This window comes from Blautia aquisgranensis (genome assembly GCF_040096615.1).
In the GTDB taxonomy this organism is placed as follows: Bacteria; Bacillota; Clostridia; order Lachnospirales; family Lachnospiraceae; genus Blautia_A; species Blautia_A aquisgranensis.
This window is the reverse complement of sequence record NZ_JBBMEJ010000026.1, coordinates 16,327-33,361: the sequence shown is the minus strand read 5'-3', so window position 1 is coordinate 33,361 and position 17,035 is coordinate 16,327. Positions and strand designations below refer to the sequence as shown.

The window sequence follows — 17,035 nt, the reverse complement described above, 5'->3', positions numbered from 1 at the left end:
GGAAGAGCCGGAAGTAACGGAGACACCTGAGGAAGAGCCGGAAGTAACGGAGACACCTGAGGAAGAGCCGGAAGTAACGGAGACACCTGAGGAAGAGCCGGAAGTAAAGACAACAATGATTGAGGTTATCGCGGATGATGTAAATCTTCGTGTCAGTCCATCAACAGAGGCCGAGAGTCTGATGACAGTGGAAGCTGGTATGCAGTTCACTGTTCTGGAAACAGTTACAGCAGAAGATGGGACAACCTGGTACAAGGTTTCTTATGAAGAAACAGAAGGTTACATACGAAGTGATATGGTGAGGGTGATTGAGGATAGCGACGAGGTTGAAGAGGAAGAAGAAATTCAGCCTGAAATTACCAGATACGATTATAAGAGTGAGGAAGTTAATGTTAAAGTCACCCTTACTGATCCGGCAGATCTTCCGGATAACGCAGAGCTTTCCGTAACACCTGTAGAACTTACACAGGAAGCGGAAGCCCAGATCACCGAAAAAGCGATCAAAGAAAAGAAAGCCATTGAAAAGCTTTATTCCTACGATATCAAATTCCTGGTAGATGGAGAAGAAGTTCAGCCGGGTAATTCGGTAAAGGTAGCGGTAACGCTCAACAATGAGAAAAAGATCAACGACGCAGACGTATACCATGTAGACGATGAGAACAATATTGAAAACATGGATGGAAACGTTGATAAGAATGGAAATGTTGAGTTTGAGACTACACATTTTTCTACTTATGTAATCGTAGATAACAAGCGTAATGGTAAGATTAATGTTACAATAGAGCATTATGACGGAACGACGAATCCGGCAAGCAAGATTTATGCGGATGATGTTCGGACACTTACAATCGGTCAGAAGGTAGATTGCAAGAAAGCTGAGAACTGGGATATTTCAAAAGTGGAATTGGTTACTGACAACGGAACATCTACAGTTAAGCCGGGTGAGTTTAATGTGGCACAGGATGCTACTGTTAAAGTATATTATGAACCGGTAACTGTAAATTTCGCCGGTGCGCCGACATTTTATGATTATACGGTAAAAGCCGGATCGGACTATTCCATCAACCAACAAAGTAATTACGGTAAGAACAAAGACAGCAATAATAAGCTGACCATGGGTGAGGCAAAACAAAACTACCAGAATTACGGATATAATTGGAAGAAAGACGGTCTTAGCGTTAACACATGGACAGGAAGTGACGCTGTCATTAAAGGACTGCTGAAAGGTCTGGATGCAGACGGAAATGTTGAATTTAATTATCCGGATCCGGGCTTTTTCACAAATTCCGATCTATTGGCCGGAAATTCAACGGATAATTATTTGAGAAAAGTCTACAGGGATTATACGCTGAATTTTGACAGAAGCGGAGATACTTATACATTAACCGGCGTAACAGACGGAAATGGTACAAATGTAACGGAACAGTATAATTTAGATAAAAATGGTAAATCCGGAGCGGATTTCTTCCCGTTGGATTCTGTTCGATCAAGTTATGAAAAAGCTTATACCAGAAAGGTAGATAGTCAACTTACAGAGGATAATAAAATCCACAATTACTATTTTGGTATGCGCTATGATATTAAATTCAAACTTGGTGATTATATAGGACCATTAAGTTATAGTTTTACCGGTGATGATGATATGTGGGTCGTTCTGGATGGAAAACAAGTAGTTATTGATCTTGGTGGAATCCATAACGCAGCTACTTCTACTGTAGATCTGTGGAAGTATTTGTTAAATACAAATCAGGACAAAACCCAGCTGACAGATGAACAGAAAAAGGCAGAGCATACCTTAACGATCCTTTATATGGAGCGAGGTGCAGGTGCTTCCAACTGTTATATGAACTTCACCATTCCAAATGCCAAAATTTCACAGGTCACAACAGACGCGCTTGGAACACTGACATTTAACAAGGTGAATAAAGACGGTACCGGACTGAGCGGAGCAAGTTTTGCTCTTTATACAGATGAGGATTGTACTACACAGCTTGAAACAGCTACATCTGTTGGGAAAACCGGAACCGTAACGTTTGACAGACTTCGAGCAGGTACTTATTACCTGAAGGAGATCCAGGCACCGGAAGGATATGTTTTGTCGAACGAGAAGTGGAAAGTTGAGGTAACAAAAAATGGTGATAATGTTACCACAACGCTGAAGGATAGTGAAGGAAATGTTGTAGAAAATAATCAGATTTCTAATCAGAAAAGAGAAGCGATTATTGATTCCAGTATGGATTATGACAAGACTGCAACAGTAGCAGACTGGGACAAGAGAACATACAATATTAATATCACAGCTTCTTCTAAATCAACAAGCAGTTCAATCATAGAGCGAGAGAGCGTAGCCGACATCATGATGGTATTTGACATGTCTGGTTCTATGAATAATGATGGAAGTATTCGAAAATTTGGTTACTTTAATTCAGTAGAACAAAGCTTGGATAAAACAAAAGTATATTACTATAATACAAATGCAAACACAGCTAGTGTTACCGGAAATACATATTATTCCAATCCTATGATTTATGTTGATGGGAAATGGCAGTATTATAATGGAAGTTCATGGAAAACATTGTCTAATAATTCTAATAGTATGGTATATACATGGAATTCCAGGATCACAGCCTTAAAAGAAGCTGCAATTGCTTTTATTAAGGATACTGCATCGAAATCACCTAACAGTAAAATCGGTATAACTACATTCGATGGATACATTGAATACATTGGATGGAATGGTTATTATGCAACGCGCGGAAATGAAATACAAGCAATTACAAAGGTAGGAAGTTCACCATCTTCAATGATAAAAGCTGTAAGTAAGATTACAGCAGATGGAGGAACATCACCACAAAAAGGGCTTGAGAAAACAAAGATTCAGTTAAACAGTGTAAAGGATGATAACTTATCTAAGTATATTATTCTGTTTACAGATGGAGCTCCATCAGAGTCGAGTGATACATCAGAGACGGAAACAGCAATAGCTAGCTTAAAGAAGGATGCAACAATCTTTACGGTTGCGTTGACTGCACAAAGTGAAACTGTACCGGGATCTAATAAAAATAATATCGAATGGATGAAAGATCTTGCTACAGATGAAGATCATGCATTTACTGCTTCTGATGCAAGCAATATCGGAATTATATTCCAGAAGATACAAGAAACAATTACGGATAACATTGATATCACAAATGCAACGATCACAGATGTAATTGATCCGAGATTCGAAATTGTCAATAATGACAAAGTAATTACAAATGAGGATCTTGAAAAAGGTGCTATTACATTAGCAAATGGTGGTGTTGTATCACTGGATGAGAATGGTAATCAGGTTGTAACATGGAGCCAGCAAACAATTCATAACGTAGCAAATGGTAAGCCGTGGTCACAGACAATTACGGTAAGAGCTAAAGACGAGTATATTGGTGGAAACAATGTCACGACTAACGTATCACCTGCTTCTAAGATTTCTACCGGATATGGAGATGTAGAGTTACCACAGCCGAGAGTCAATGTAAAATCAGACCTGATAGTTAACAACAATGAAACAACGATCTTCTATGGAGACAAAGTTCCGACGAGTGCAGAGATTTTAAATAAATTGTTTGATACGTCAGCACCACAGGGATATGTGAAACAGTTGGATGGTACAAAGAAATTAGTGACCTACACAAAGGGAGCTGATGGAGAAACAATTAGTCAGGATGACTTCACATTAGAATGGTATAAAGATGAAGCTTGTACGGAGAAAATTTCTGTAGAGGAGATGGGAAATGACAAACCAGCTCCTGATTCAAAAAGATATTATTTGAAAGTAACTTATAATAAATTAAATAATGATTTAAAATCAGTTACTTCAAGTGATAAATGTACAAAAAACACAAATGGAAAGATTTCCGGTGACAATGGTTCCGGTAAGCTGACAGCTTATAATTCGCAGGATACGGATAAGAATGATCAGGAGAAGAGATGGTATGGTATTTATACCATAAACATTATTCCTGGTCAGATTCAGATCACAAAAACTCTTGAATCTGAAGCAGAAAAGGATGAAACATTTACCTTTGATATTAAGAAAGACAACGTCAAAATTGCAACAGCAACGGCTATCGTTGAGAAAGGTGCTACTGAGGCAACAGTAACATTTACTACTGAAAAAGATACGACATCAAAAGTTGACACAGAGACACCAGCATTGACGAACTTAGAGAGAGGTGAATACACGGTTACTGAGAATGTAAACTCCAGTTATACTCTGAAAGAAGCAACCGTTGGCACTGAGACAAATTGTCGTTCTAATATAAGTCAGGCGAAAGAGATTACATTTAACATCGGAACAGATAAAAATGGTAAAGAAGTTCTGAAAGATGGAAATACAGATACAACAAACGGAAGAATTGGAGTAGCTAAGTTTACGAATGAGAAATCTGTAGCAGATGTGGAGTTCGAAAAGGTTGATAAGGTTGATGAAACAAAGATAAAAGGTGCCAAGTTTGCTTTATACAAAGCAGACGAAACAACCTGGAATAAAGCTTCTGACACTCCTTTTGAAGGCTATGATTCAATCACTTCCGGGGATAATGGAAAATTCAAACTGCAGAATCTTCCGGTTGGTAAATATCTGTTATATGAAATCGAAGCAGCAACCGGTTATATTTGTCCGACAGAACCATGGAAAATTACAGTTGGAAATGGCGGAACGGTAACAGTTACAGACAGTAAGGATGAATCAGTTGGTAGTATCGTTGAAGGTAAAATAACAATTTACAAGATTACAAATGCGAAACTTTATTCCTTACCAAGTGCCGGTGGCCCAGGAATCTATGGATTTACAATCAGTGGTGTAGCGATTCTTGCAACTGCACTCCTGTTGTTTATAAATAATAAACGAAGGGAGGAAGAAGCAGAAAGATCGTAACACATTAATTGTAAATGGCAATACGAGGGGAAATGAAAAAGAAAAAAATGCATAGAAAGAAAGGAGTAGAAACATGAAGAATTTATTTAAGAAAGTCAGTGCAATATTAATGGCAGCGATTATGGTGCTGTCTATGTGTGCAACTGTATTTGCAGCAATTCCTAGTGAAGATGATACAGCAGATGCAGTAGTGCATAACGTAGAGGCAGGAGCAACCGTTAATGCTTACCAGATTACAAAAGCAAAGTATGATCCAAATGGAAAGGGATTTCTCAGTTATGAGGTAGTTAAGGGAGTAACATTAGCAAATGTACTTGCACCAACTTCTGATGAAGTGGCTGCTATTGTAAACAGCAATCTTGCATCTCTTCCAACAAAGGCTATGACTCCAGCAGGAACAGAAGGTTTAGTTGATTATACAGCTAAGCTGGCACCTGGTTACTGGATTGTAATTGTCAGCGGAACTGTTAACGAAGTTTACAACCCAATGCTTCTTGGTGTAGCTTACAGTGAGAGTGGTACTGATAATAAAATGACAGCTGATCCTGTAGATGCCAATGGAAACTGGACTTTAAGTGGTGAGGCATATGCGAAATCTACAGCTCCATCCATTGACAAAAAGATCACTGGTTCTACTACAGCAGATGGAAAAACAAATACAACAGATACAAACCTTAATGAAAAAGGTAATGATGTAGCAATCGGTGATATTGTTAATTACGAAATTACAACACATATTCCATCTTACAGCAAACAGTATTCAGAAGTAATTGTTAATATCAGCGATACTTTAAGCAAAGGTCTTACATTAAATAAAGATAGTATTCTGATCAATGGTAAAGCAGTAGATGCAACAATGGGAACTCTGACTACCAGTGACAGAGGATTTGAGTTTGTTATTAACAGTAATTATGCATTAGCCCATGGAAATGAGGAAATTACAGTAACATATTCAGCAACTGTAAATGATGATGTTGAGAAAAACTTTGATCCGAATACCAACACTGCTAAACTTGTTTACTCTAATAACCCGTTAGATAAAGATGCTACAAAAGAGACAGAAAGTAAGACATATACCTATACATTCTCTATTGGTGCAGCATTATCTGCAAGCATTCAGAATTATAGTAAGAAAGTTAACCAGATTATCAAAGTTGACGCTGATGGTAAAGTAATCAGTACTAAGACATCAGAGAGCGGCTTAGAAAAAGATAAAGTAATTGAGGTTAAAGAAGGTGCAGAATTTACATTAACTAATAAGAAAACCGGTAAATCCTACACAGCTACAACAGGTGCAGATGGTGGACTTACATTTGAGAATCTTGATGCAGGAGAATATACACTTGTTGAGAAAAAAGCTCCGTCAGGATTTGCACTCAGCAACAAAGAAATCCCGGTTGTAATTGCTGCGACATATACAGAAAAAGGAAAACTTGACACATTAACTATTACAATTGATGGACAGAGAACTTCTGTTTATAAAGCAGATTACACAGCTGAAGGAAAGGTTAATACAATTACAAATACTACAGAGGTAACAGATGTTGTTAATACCAAGCTTGGTACTCTTCCATCCACAGGTGGAATGGGAACATACCTCTTCACTATCATCGGTGTTGTAGTTATGGCCGGTGCTGCTGGTGCTTTCTTCATGAGCCGCAGAAAAGGATCTGAGGAGTAATCATCAGAACGATCAGTTTAACCAAAGCAATAATTAAGTAAATCAGTTACCGCCCGGCCTCTTCGGAGGCCGGGACTGGTAATACAACAGTATGGAGAAACCTATGAGAAAGAATAAAAAGAAAAATTATATTGGACTTGGGTTGCTGTTTCTGATAGGATTGTCCATACTGCTGTATCCAATGATCAGCGATGCCTGGAATAAGCACAGGGATAATCTTCTGATCAGTAAATATAGCAGCAGTGTTTCTTCGAATAATAATTCGGAGGAACTTGACAGCATGTGGAAGGCAGCAGAGGAATATAACGAGCAGATCAAACAGGAAAGTGTACCGGATGCTTTTTCCGTAAGGGATGGAGAGACGGACAGTACATACGAATCTCTTTTGAATCTGAATGGTGATGGTATGATGGGATATGTGGAGATTCCGGTGATCAATGTGAAAATTCCCATTTATCATTATACGACAGATGAATCACTGCAGAAGGGCGCTGGGCATTTGTTTGGCAGCAGTCTTCCAGTTGGCGGTGAAAGTACACATGCGATTCTTTCCGCACACAGGGGACTTCCCAGTGCAAAGCTGTTTACAGATCTGAACCTTGTTGAAAAGGGAGATGTTTTTTACCTGCATATTCTGGATAAAACACTTGCCTATGAAGTAGATCAGGTTCAGACAGTTCTTCCGGAACAGACGGAATCGCTGGCAATCACAGAGGGTAAGGATTATGTGACGCTTGTTACATGTACACCATATGCGGTAAATACGCACAGAATTCTGGTGAGAGGTCACAGAACAACTGTGGAGGCAGCGAAAGAAGTCCAGAAGGAAGAAAAGAATGCTACAGGAGTCAGCAATCCGACACTTCCGATGCTTGCACTTTGCGTGGCAATCGGTCTAGTGATCGCAGCTGTGATCGTGGCAACAGTCAGTTTTGTTCAGAACAGAAAACGACACAGGAAATAATATATGACTAACAATAAAAAAAAGAAGGGCAGTATTGTTCTTAATATTTTTATCGTGGCGGTTTTTCTGACTGGTGCAGGAATTTTCCTTTATCCTACGATCAGTGATATGTGGAACCAGTACAGAAATGCACAGCTGATCAGTACCTATGATCAGGCAGTTACGGGACTTTCGGATGATAGTTATGAAAAACTCTGGAAGGAAGCAGAAGAATATAATGCGGAGCATACGGTAAATTCTATTGTAGATGCTTTTGATGATGAGGGGGATTATGAACCGACGCATCCTTATGATGAGGTTCTGGATCCCAATGGCGATGGCCTAATGGGAAGTATTGAAATTCCGAAGATCCAGGCAAAGCTGGCTATTTATCACGGACTGAGTAAAAATGTTCTGGAAAAAGGTGTGGGTCATGTGGAAGGAACCAGTCTTCCAATCGGAGGAGCGGGCACACATGCAGTACTGGCAGCTCACCGTGGGCTTCCCAATGCAAAGCTTTTTACAGATCTTGACCAGATGGAAGTTGGAGATATTTTTATCCTGCATATTCTGGGCAAAAATCTGGCATATAAAGTAGATCAGATCAAAACAGTCCTTCCGGATGAGACCAGCGAGCTGGATATCGTGGAAGGGGAGGATCTGGTAACGCTTGTAACCTGTACTCCGTATGGAGTAAATACACACAGACTTCTCGTGCGGGGAAGCCGTACAGAATATGTGGAGGAAGAAGAAAGTAATGAGACAATTCCGCAGAAACTTGCAAAAACAGATCCGAAGAAGGTTCTGGCTGCGGGAGGCATCGTGCTTGTTATCTTGATACTGCTGGTTTATCTGGTTGTCCGCCGCAGTGGAAAGAAGCGGGTATCAGGAGAAAAAGAGGAGGCGGAAAAAAATGGAAAAGAGAACTAAGCGGAAAAATTTTCTGAGCAGCTTTCTGGCAATCCTGGTAATGGCTGTGATGCTGACAGGCAGTATGGCGCAGGAAGTTCTGGCTGATGATTATGTGGCCGGTAAAACCGGAAATATCAATCTGACAATTCAGGAGACCGGAGAGGACGGAACAGTAAAACCGATTCCGAATGTGAAGATGACTCTTTATAAAGTAGGAAGTGTCACCTTTGACGGGAATGTGCATTTTGTGGCTGACAATGCACTGCAGTTTACGGAAATCGATTTTGAAAATCTGAAAACAGCAGATGAGTGGTATAAAACAGCTGAGACACTTTCGGCAGCAGTGAAAAGAGCAGATTTTAACGGAAGTGAAATGCAGTCAGATGCAGAGGGAAAAATCGTATACAGCAATGTGGCAGAGGGAGTATATCTGATCGTGCAGAGTAATCCTGATGATCCTGATGTATCGGTTTCACCAATGGTGCTGACAGTTCCTTTTGCAGAGGAAAGCACCGGCTGGACGTATGATGTGCAGGCTTATCCAAAGGCAGTGACTCACGAAGGAGATAAGGAAACACAAATTCAGGTTACAAAACAGCTGTTTTATATTGATGATGCGTTTAATATCATTGCAATGAATGCGGATGATGCAACCTATAAAATGGGCTTGTTTCTTGATAAAGAAGGAACGATTCCGTTCCGAAGTGATTATATGAAGGATATCAGACTTGTCAATGCACATAGTGGAACAGCTGTCTGGTCAAATGTACCGGATGGAACATATTATGTATTTGAGCTGGATGAAAACGGAAGCCCGATGGTAATAAATGATTTGATCGAGATAGAAGAAGGCAAGAGTTTTTATTACAATGTAACAGATGCGGGAGAAAATGAATCCAATGAGGCTGTGATCAGTCAGAGTAACAGCACAGAGTCGGTATCTTATGTAAATAACTACTATAATTATATCCCGGATGGATTTTCTTTAAGAGGATTTATCAGTATTAATAAAAAGGTACTGGTCGATGGTGTTGAGGATACAGTAGATGATACATTCTATGCAAGTGTATTTAAGGCGGAGTCTGATGGAAGCCTTCTGCTGGTGGAAACGGCAGAACTGAAGCAGAATGGAACTGTAACATTGGAAGTTTCTTTTGACAGTGGAGAAGAGCCGGAGTCCGTAGAATATACGGTTATGGAGACGGATAAGGAAGGAAATCCGATCGATAAAGATCTGTTCCCATACGAAGTAAGTGGTGAGGGTGATATCATTCTGAATAAGAGTGAAAGATATACAAACAGTATTGATATCACTAACAGTATGGAAACAGAGCCTGATCCAGATCCGACAGAAACGCCAACACCGACACCTACAAAGGGAGCGGAGCTTACTGTGACCCCGCCTGAGCAGACAGTAACTCCGACACCTTCTGATAAACCGAATACACCGGATTCCAATACGCCGAACATACCGAATACGTCAAATACATCAGGCAATGATAGTGGAACTACAGGACGTACTTCTGTGAAGACCGGTGATGATACACCGATCGGCACATGGGTTGGTATTCTTGCAGCTACGATCGTGGTTGCCGGTGTAGCAGGATTTGCGGTAAAGAGAAAAAAGAAAAAATAATGGATCGTAGCAAAGAGCTGTGATCATGAGAAAAGCCGGGCACTTGTTGCCTGGCTTTTCTGCTACATTGAGTATGATGAATAAACGACAGGATTTTGTAATGTTGTCTTTTTTTTATCAAAAGATATTTTTTGGAAAAATTTATTCTTGACATTTTGTAATGAGAAGTATATTGTATGTGTTGCAGTAATTTCATAAAAGATAGCCTTTTATTCAGAGTGGTGGAGATACAAAGGATCTGTGAAGCCACGGCAACCCCGGAGTAACCAGGAAGGTGCCAACCTGAGCGAGCAATCGAACAATAAGAGGATTGTTTACAGAATTTAAACAGTCCGATTGTACGGGCTGTTTTTTATGTGATTTGATATAACCGTTGTATAAGTACAAAAGGAGAATAACATGGAGAAAATTTTATTTACTTCTGAATCTGTAACTGAAGGACATCCTGATAAAGTCTGCGACTCTATTTCCGATGCGATCCTTGATGCTATGATGGCACAGGACCCGATGAGCCGTGTTGCATGCGAGACAGCTACTACTACAGGTCTTGTACTTGTTATGGGTGAGATCACTACTAAAGCAAACGTTGATATCCAGAAGATCGTTCGTGATACGATCCGCGAGATCGGATATGACAACGCTGATTATGGCTTTGACGCTGATACATGTGCAGTTATCACTGCTCTTGATAAACAGTCCACAGATATCGCTATGGGTGTTGACAAGGCTCTTGAGCAGAAAGAGGACAGCATGAACGAGGACGAGCTGGATTCTATCGGTGCAGGTGACCAGGGTCTTCAGTTCGGTTACGCTTCCAATGAGACTGAGGAGTATATGCCTTATGCCATCAATATGGCACATAAGCTTGCTCAGCAGCTGACAAAGGTTCGTAAAGACGGTACTCTGAAATACTTAAGACCAGATGGAAAAACTCAGGTTACTGTTGAGTATGATGAGGCTGGAAAACCGAAGAGAATCGATGCAGTTGTATGCTCTACACAGCATGATCCGGATGTAACTCAGGAGCAGATCCATGAGGATATCAAGAAGTATGTTTTTGATGCGATCATTCCGGCTGATATGGTTGACGCTGACACAAAATATTTCATCAATCCGACAGGCCGTTTCGTTATCGGCGGACCTCACGGTGACAGTGGTCTGACAGGACGTAAGATCATTGTTGATACCTATGGTGGAACTGGCCGTCACGGCGGCGGTGCTTTCTCCGGTAAGGACTGCACTAAGGTTGACCGTTCTGCAGCTTATGCAGCTCGTTATGTTGCAAAGAATATCGTTGCAGCAGGTCTTGCTGACAAGTGCGAGATTCAGCTTTCCTATGCGATCGGCGTTGCTCATCCGACTTCTGTACGTGTTGAGACTTTCGGAACAGGTAAGCTTTCTGAGACTAAGCTGGTTGAGATCGTTCGTGAGAACTTCGACCTTCGTCCGGCTGGTATCATCAAGATGCTTGACCTTCGTCGCCCGATCTACAAACAGACAGCAGCTTATGGTCACTTTGGCCGCACAGATGTAGACCTTCCATGGGAGCATCTGGATAAGGTTGAGACTCTTAAGAAGTATCTGTAAGAGATAATAAATCCAAGGAAACAAAGAAAGAAGCCCCCGGTAGTGCAAATACCGGGGGCTTCTTTTTTATAGAAAATTTAGAGATGAGAAAATAGGTTTATGTTATAATGATTTTATGTGAATTATAAAGGACGGAGATATACATGAAGTTAAAGACACGTATTATTGTGGGCTTTGTTGCGATCATTCTGCTGCCGCTGCTTCTTTTTTCCGCGAGTCTTTATGGATTCAGCCAGACCCAGGCGAAGCATGTACAGCAGAGTAACAGCCAGTCAGCGGATTCGAATGAAATGATTTATGATATCTCACTAGCGCAGTCGTCCAGTAATCAGGTTAAGCTGATGGCCAAGGATATGATTCTGACGGCAACGATCATTCTTGTTTTTACGGCATTGTCTGTTGGTCTGTGGATCTACAGAAGCATCGCGGTTCCGTTGGTGAAGCTTAAGAAGGCTACGCAGAATATCAAAGAAGGTAATCTGGATTTTGTGCTGGATGTTGAGGGAAAGGATGAATTTTCCCAGCTTTGTCAGGATTTTGAGGAGATGCGAAAAAGGCTGAAGGAGTCCACGGAAGAGAAGATTCTGATGGATAAGGAGAACAAGGAACTGATCAGCAATATTTCTCATGACCTTAAGACGCCGATCACTGCGGTGAAAGGTTATGTGGAAGGTATTATGGATGGTGTGGCAGATACTCCGGAGAAGATGGACCGGTATGTGCGTACTATTTATAATAAAACGAATGAGATGGATCATCTGATCAATGAGCTTACCTTTTATTCAAAGATCGATACGAACCGTATTCCGTATACGTTCAGTAAATTGAATGTTGAAGATTATTTTTCAGATTGTGCGGAAGAGCTGGGGCTTGAGTTGGAGACTAGGGGAATCGAGCTGGTGTATGCCAACTATGTTGAGAAAGATGTGCAGGTGATTGCTGATGGTGAGCAGATCCGTCGTGTGATCCATAACATCACCAGCAATGCCATCAAATATATGGAGAAGCCGAAGGAAATCATACAGCTTCGTGTGAAGGATGTCGGAGATTTTATTCAGGTGGAGATCGAGGACAACGGCAAGGGAATTGCAGCCAAAGATCTGCCGTATATTTTTGATCGTTTTTACCGGACGGATGTTTCCAGGAATTCTTCCAAGGGTGGAAGCGGAATCGGGCTTTCTATTGTGAAGAAGATCATGGAGGATCATGGCGGTAAGGTCTGGGCAACGAGCAGACTTGGAATCGGAACGATCATGTATTTTGTACTTAGAAAATATCAGGAGGTACCTGTAAATGAGTAGGATTTTGATTATAGAAGATGAGGAAGCGATCGCAGATCTTGAGAAAGATTATCTGGAACTTTCCGGTTTTGAGGTAGAGATCGAGAACCGTGGAGATACAGGCCTTGTGCGGGCGATGAAGGAAGAGTTTGATCTGATCATTCTGGATCTGATGCTTCCGGAGGTAGATGGATTCGATATCTGCAGACAGGTCCGCGAGGAGAAGAACACGCCGATCATCATGGTCTCTGCGAAGAAGGATGATATTGATAAGATTCGCGGCCTTGGTCTTGGAGCAGATGATTATATGACCAAGCCGTTCAGCCCCAGTGAGCTGGTAGCTCGTGTGAAAGCGCATATGGAGCGCTATAACCGTCTTGTTGGTTCCAATGTGCATAAGAATGATGTGATCGAGATCCGTGGTATCAAGATCGATAAGACAGCGCGCCGTGTGTGGGTCAATGGCGAGGAGACAACATTTACCACGAAGGAGTTTGATCTGCTTACGTTCCTGGCGGAGAATCCGAACAGGGTTTTTACCAAGGAAGAACTTTTCCGAGAGATCTGGGATATGGAATCTGTGGGAGATATCGCGACGGTTACGGTGCATATCAAGAAGATCCGTGAGAAGATCGAATTTAATACAGCCAAGCCTCAGTATATTGAGACGATATGGGGTGTTGGATATCGATTTAAGGTGTGATGAAATCTGAAGAAAGCCGGAACTGTGAGAGGTTCCGGTTTTTTGTTTCCGAAAACTGCGATGTTTCATTACAGGTAACAGAGTGACAGATACTTAAGTTTCGGGTATAATAGGACTAATTGTAACAGGAGAGAGATTCAGGGAAAAAGGAACGGGGGAAGCAGCCTGAGCGGATCGTATGGATCTGCCTGATATGAATGGATCGTAATGATCCGGATGAGACGAAGGGAGAATTATGGAAGACAGATTATACAAAAAACTTGAAGCATACGGTAAGAGTGATTTTTACCCTTTTCATATGCCCGGACATAAGAGAAATCCTTTATCTGTGAATGGGGATTTTCCTGTTGGGATGGATATTACGGAAATCAACGGTTTCGATAATCTGCATCATGCGGAGGATATTCTGAAGAGAGCGCAGGAGGATGTGGCGCGGCTCTATGGAGTGCCGGAGAGCTTTTACAGTATTAACGGAAGCTCCGGGGCGATCCTGGCTGCGGTGTCGGCTGCTGTGAGAAAGGGCGGACGGATTCTGATCGCGAGGAACTGTCACAAGGCAGTTTACCATGCAATTTATCTCAGAGATCTGGAGGCAACCTATATTTATCCACATGAAGATCCGAAACTGGGGATAAACGGCGGAATTTCACCGAGCCGTGTGGAAATGTATCTGGCGGAGAACCCGAACATTGAAGCTGTGCTGATCACTTCGCCGACCTACGACGGAATTGTATCAGATGTGGCAAGGATTGCAGAGGTTGTTCATAATCATGGGATTCCGCTGATCGTGGATGAGGCACATGGGGCACATTTTTGTTTTTCGGATTATTTTCCGGTGTCTGCGGCGCAGCTTGGGGCGGATGTGGTGATCAACAGTGTACATAAGACTTTGCCGTGTCTGACCCAGACGGGAGTGATCCATCTGTGCAGTGAACGGGTCAGCAGGGAAAAGCTTGTGCGTTTTCTGGGAATCTATCAGAGCAGCAGTCCGTCCTATGTTCTGATGAGCAGTATTGATGCGTGTATGGATAAGCTGGAGCACGAGGGCGAGGAGATGTTCCGGGCATTTACGGAGAATCTGGAAAAAGCCCGCCAGCGTCTTGGTGCGTGTAAATATATCCGTCTGGTCACGCCGGAAGTTTGTGAATGCCAGAGAGTTTTTGATTTCGACAGATCCAAGCTTCTTTTTTCCACAGTGAACAGCTCACTGAACGGAAGGCAGCTGCACCGGATTCTGCGGGAAGAGTTTCATCTGGAAATGGAGATGGAGGCGGAGAACTATGTTCTGGCGCTGGCAGCAGTTGGTGATACGGAGGAAGGATTCCGAAGGCTTTGCGAAGCGATTGAGGAAATTGACCGGAGAGAATCGTTAAAATATAAAGAAATGGAAAATAATCATATCTCTGTGAAAAATGGAAAGATGAAACAGGTAATGCGTATTTCACAGGCAATGGATGCTCTGAATGAGAGATATCCGCTGGATGAGTGCATTGGACGTGTTTCCGCGGAGTTCGCGTATCTTTATCCGCCGGGAATTCCGCTGATCGTACCGGGTGAGCAGATTTCCGGGCATTTCGTAAAAAACGTGAGAAGATATCTGGAGCAGGGTTTTGAGGTTCAGGGACTGAGCGACCAGACCAGTGAGACGGTGTGCGTTGTGAGCAGTGATGTGAGAGAGGCGTAACAGAGGAGTAAGATGGGAAAGATTTTTTATATTATGGGAAAAAGTTCCTCCGGGAAGGACAGTGTGTACAGGCGTCTGGAGGCAGATAAGGATCTGGGGCTGAAGCGGCTTGTGATCTATACAACGCGTCCGATCCGTGATGGTGAGGAGAACGGAAGAGAGTATTTTTTTACAGATGAGGAGAAATTAGAGGAATTCCGGAAAAACGGAAAACTGATCGAGTCCAGAACGTATCAGACGGTTTACGGACCGTGGACTTATTTTACGGCGGATGACGGTCAGGTGAGTGTGGGAGATGACTGCTATCTGGGAATCGGCACACTGGAATCTTATATGCAGCTTCGGGAATATTATGGCGATGAGGTGATGTGGCCGCTGTACATTGAAGTGGAGGATGGTGAGCGGCTGGAACGTGCCATTGCCCGGGAGCGGACTCAGGAGGTACCGAAGTACGAGGAGATGTGCAGACGTTTTCTGGCAGATCAGAGGGATTTTTCCGAAGAAAATATTCAAAAAGCAGGTATAGAGAAGCGTTTTCAGAACGATAATCTGAATGAATGTGTGAAGGAAATCGTAAATTATATAAAATCTGTACAATAGGGAAAAATAGTTTTTTTTATACAGAAGATTATGTTATAATTAGATGAAAGATGTCTTCCGGATATGGCGGAGGGCACAAAAGGCAGAAAGAGGTGATTCTTATGGCAGGATTTCATGACATCATCGGCCATGACGATATAATCAGGCATTTGAAGAATGCGATAGAGACGGGGAAGGTGTCCCACTCTTATATTTTTACAGGAGAACCAGGATCAGGCAAGAAGCTTCTTGCAGGGACTTTTGCAGCTGCACTGCAGTGTGAATCAGGAGAGTCAGAGCCGTGTATGACCTGTGATTCCTGTAAGAAGGTAATTGGCAAGAATCATCCGGATATCATTACAGTGACTCATGAGAAGCCTGGCAGCATCAGTATTGACGAAGTGCGTGAGCAGGTCGTACATGATGTGGATATCAAGCCGTACTGCAGTCCGTATAAGATCTATATCATTCCGGACGCTGAGATGATGACAGTACAGGCGCAGAATGCCCTTTTGAAAACAATTGAGGAGCCGCCGGAATATGCGGTGATCCTGTTGCTGACAAGTAATATCGACAGTCTTCTTCCTACGATCCGTTCCAGATGCGTGCGTCTGGATCTGAAAATAGTGGATGACAGTCTTGTGAAAGAATATCTGATGGAGCATCTTCAGGTGCCGGATTATCAGGCTGAGATCGATGCGTCTTATGCCCAGGGTAGTATCGGCAGAGCCAAGGAGGCTGCGACTTCCCAGGAGTTTGCGGATATGACTGCCAATGCGCTGAAAATCCTGAAGTATGTGAATACAATGGAAGTCTATGAGCTTACGGAAGCGATCAAGACTCTTGCTTCGGATAAGAACAATATCAATGATTATCTGGATATTTTTCAGTTCTGGTTCCGCGATGTTCTGATGTTTAAGGCAACAAGGGAAATTGACAACCTGGTATTTAAACAGGAGATTAATTTTATCAGAGAGCAGGCCAGCGAGCGTTCTTATGAGAATATCGAAAAAATCCTTGAGGCACTGGAGAAGACCAAGGTTCGTCTCCGTGCGAATGTTAATCTCGAACTTGCCCTGGAGCTCCTGTTCCTGACAATTAGGGAGAAATAG

Annotated in this window: 11 protein-coding genes and 1 riboswitch; all 11 genes read left to right on the top strand. The window is 42.2% G+C overall.

Translation table 11 applies throughout. From position 1 onward, the window contains the following. Positions 1–4,918: SpaA isopeptide-forming pilin-related protein (locus tag WMO28_RS15485; RefSeq protein WP_349057570.1), on the top strand; the 4,918-nt coding region annotated here is incomplete at its 5' end. Positions 4,919–4,991: 73 nt separating this feature from the next. Continuing rightward, positions 4,992–6,599 (top strand): isopeptide-forming domain-containing fimbrial protein, encoded by a 1,608-nt coding sequence (locus tag WMO28_RS15480; RefSeq protein WP_349057569.1) that lies wholly within the window; start codon positions 4,992–4,994, stop codon positions 6,597–6,599. A 103-nt stretch (positions 6,600–6,702) separates the two neighbouring features. Next, the gene (locus tag WMO28_RS15475) at positions 6,703–7,563 is read left to right on the top strand and encodes a class C sortase (protein ID WP_349057568.1); all 861 of its coding nucleotides are present in this window, start codon (positions 6,703–6,705) and stop codon (positions 7,561–7,563) included. Between the two features lie 3 nt (positions 7,564–7,566). Next, a complete protein-coding gene (locus tag WMO28_RS15470) occupies positions 7,567–8,472 on the top strand; it encodes a class C sortase (protein WP_349057567.1) in 906 nt (301 codons plus the stop codon). Next, positions 8,456–10,090, top strand: a complete 1,635-nt coding sequence (locus WMO28_RS15465) for a pilin N-terminal domain-containing protein (protein ID WP_349057566.1) — start codon at positions 8,456–8,458, stop codon at positions 10,088–10,090. Before WMO28_RS15470 ends, WMO28_RS15465 begins: the two co-directional genes overlap by 17 nt. A 206-nt stretch (positions 10,091–10,296) precedes the next feature. Further along, a riboswitch (SAM riboswitch) is annotated at positions 10,297–10,398 on the top strand. A 91-nt stretch (positions 10,399–10,489) separates the two neighbouring features. After that, entirely contained in the window at positions 10,490–11,677 is a 1,188-nt protein-coding gene (gene metK / locus WMO28_RS15460) for a methionine adenosyltransferase (RefSeq protein ID WP_349057565.1), read from the top strand. A 143-nt stretch (positions 11,678–11,820) separates the two neighbouring features. Next, positions 11,821–12,978: a sensor histidine kinase gene (locus WMO28_RS15455; protein WP_349057564.1), complete on the top strand. Its 1,158-nt coding sequence runs from the start codon at positions 11,821–11,823 to the stop codon at positions 12,976–12,978. Beyond that, a complete protein-coding gene (locus WMO28_RS15450; RefSeq protein ID WP_015526575.1) occupies positions 12,971–13,660 on the top strand; it encodes a response regulator transcription factor in 690 nt (229 codons plus the stop codon). The genes WMO28_RS15455 and WMO28_RS15450 overlap by 8 nt, the downstream gene beginning before the upstream one ends. Before the next feature lie 235 nt (positions 13,661–13,895). Further along, complete coding sequence (locus tag WMO28_RS15445) at positions 13,896–15,344, top strand: aminotransferase class V-fold PLP-dependent enzyme (RefSeq protein ID WP_178643787.1); 1,449 nt, start codon at positions 13,896–13,898, stop codon at positions 15,342–15,344. Between the two features lie 12 nt (positions 15,345–15,356). Then, on the top strand, positions 15,357–15,944 hold the full coding sequence (locus WMO28_RS15440) for a guanylate kinase (protein WP_178643786.1): 588 nt from the start codon (positions 15,357–15,359) through the stop codon (positions 15,942–15,944). Positions 15,945–16,045: 101 nt separating this feature from the next. Further along, complete coding sequence (gene holB / locus WMO28_RS15435) at positions 16,046–17,035, top strand: DNA polymerase III subunit delta' (protein WP_178643784.1); 990 nt, start codon at positions 16,046–16,048, stop codon at positions 17,033–17,035.

What these genes read in the sequence shown, in the direction of transcription:
- metK (WP_349057565.1), top strand. Translation starts at nt 10,490, where the DNA reads ATGGAGAAAATTTTATTTACTTCTGAATCTGTAACTGAAGGACATCCT.
- WMO28_RS15445 (WP_178643787.1), top strand. Translation starts at nt 13,896, where the DNA reads ATGGAAGACAGATTATACAAAAAACTTGAAGCATACGGTAAGAGTGAT.
- WMO28_RS15475 (WP_349057568.1), top strand. Translation starts at nt 6,703, where the DNA reads ATGAGAAAGAATAAAAAGAAAAATTATATTGGACTTGGGTTGCTGTTT.
- WMO28_RS15480 (WP_349057569.1), top strand. Translation starts at nt 4,992, where the DNA reads ATGAAGAATTTATTTAAGAAAGTCAGTGCAATATTAATGGCAGCGATT.
- WMO28_RS15465 (WP_349057566.1), top strand. Translation starts at nt 8,456, where the DNA reads ATGGAAAAGAGAACTAAGCGGAAAAATTTTCTGAGCAGCTTTCTGGCA.
- holB (WP_178643784.1), top strand. Translation starts at nt 16,046, where the DNA reads ATGGCAGGATTTCATGACATCATCGGCCATGACGATATAATCAGGCAT.
- WMO28_RS15470 (WP_349057567.1), top strand. Translation starts at nt 7,567, where the DNA reads ATGACTAACAATAAAAAAAAGAAGGGCAGTATTGTTCTTAATATTTTT.
- WMO28_RS15440 (WP_178643786.1), top strand. Translation starts at nt 15,357, where the DNA reads ATGGGAAAGATTTTTTATATTATGGGAAAAAGTTCCTCCGGGAAGGAC.
- WMO28_RS15450 (WP_015526575.1), top strand. Translation starts at nt 12,971, where the DNA reads ATGAGTAGGATTTTGATTATAGAAGATGAGGAAGCGATCGCAGATCTT.
- WMO28_RS15455 (WP_349057564.1), top strand. Translation starts at nt 11,821, where the DNA reads ATGAAGTTAAAGACACGTATTATTGTGGGCTTTGTTGCGATCATTCTG.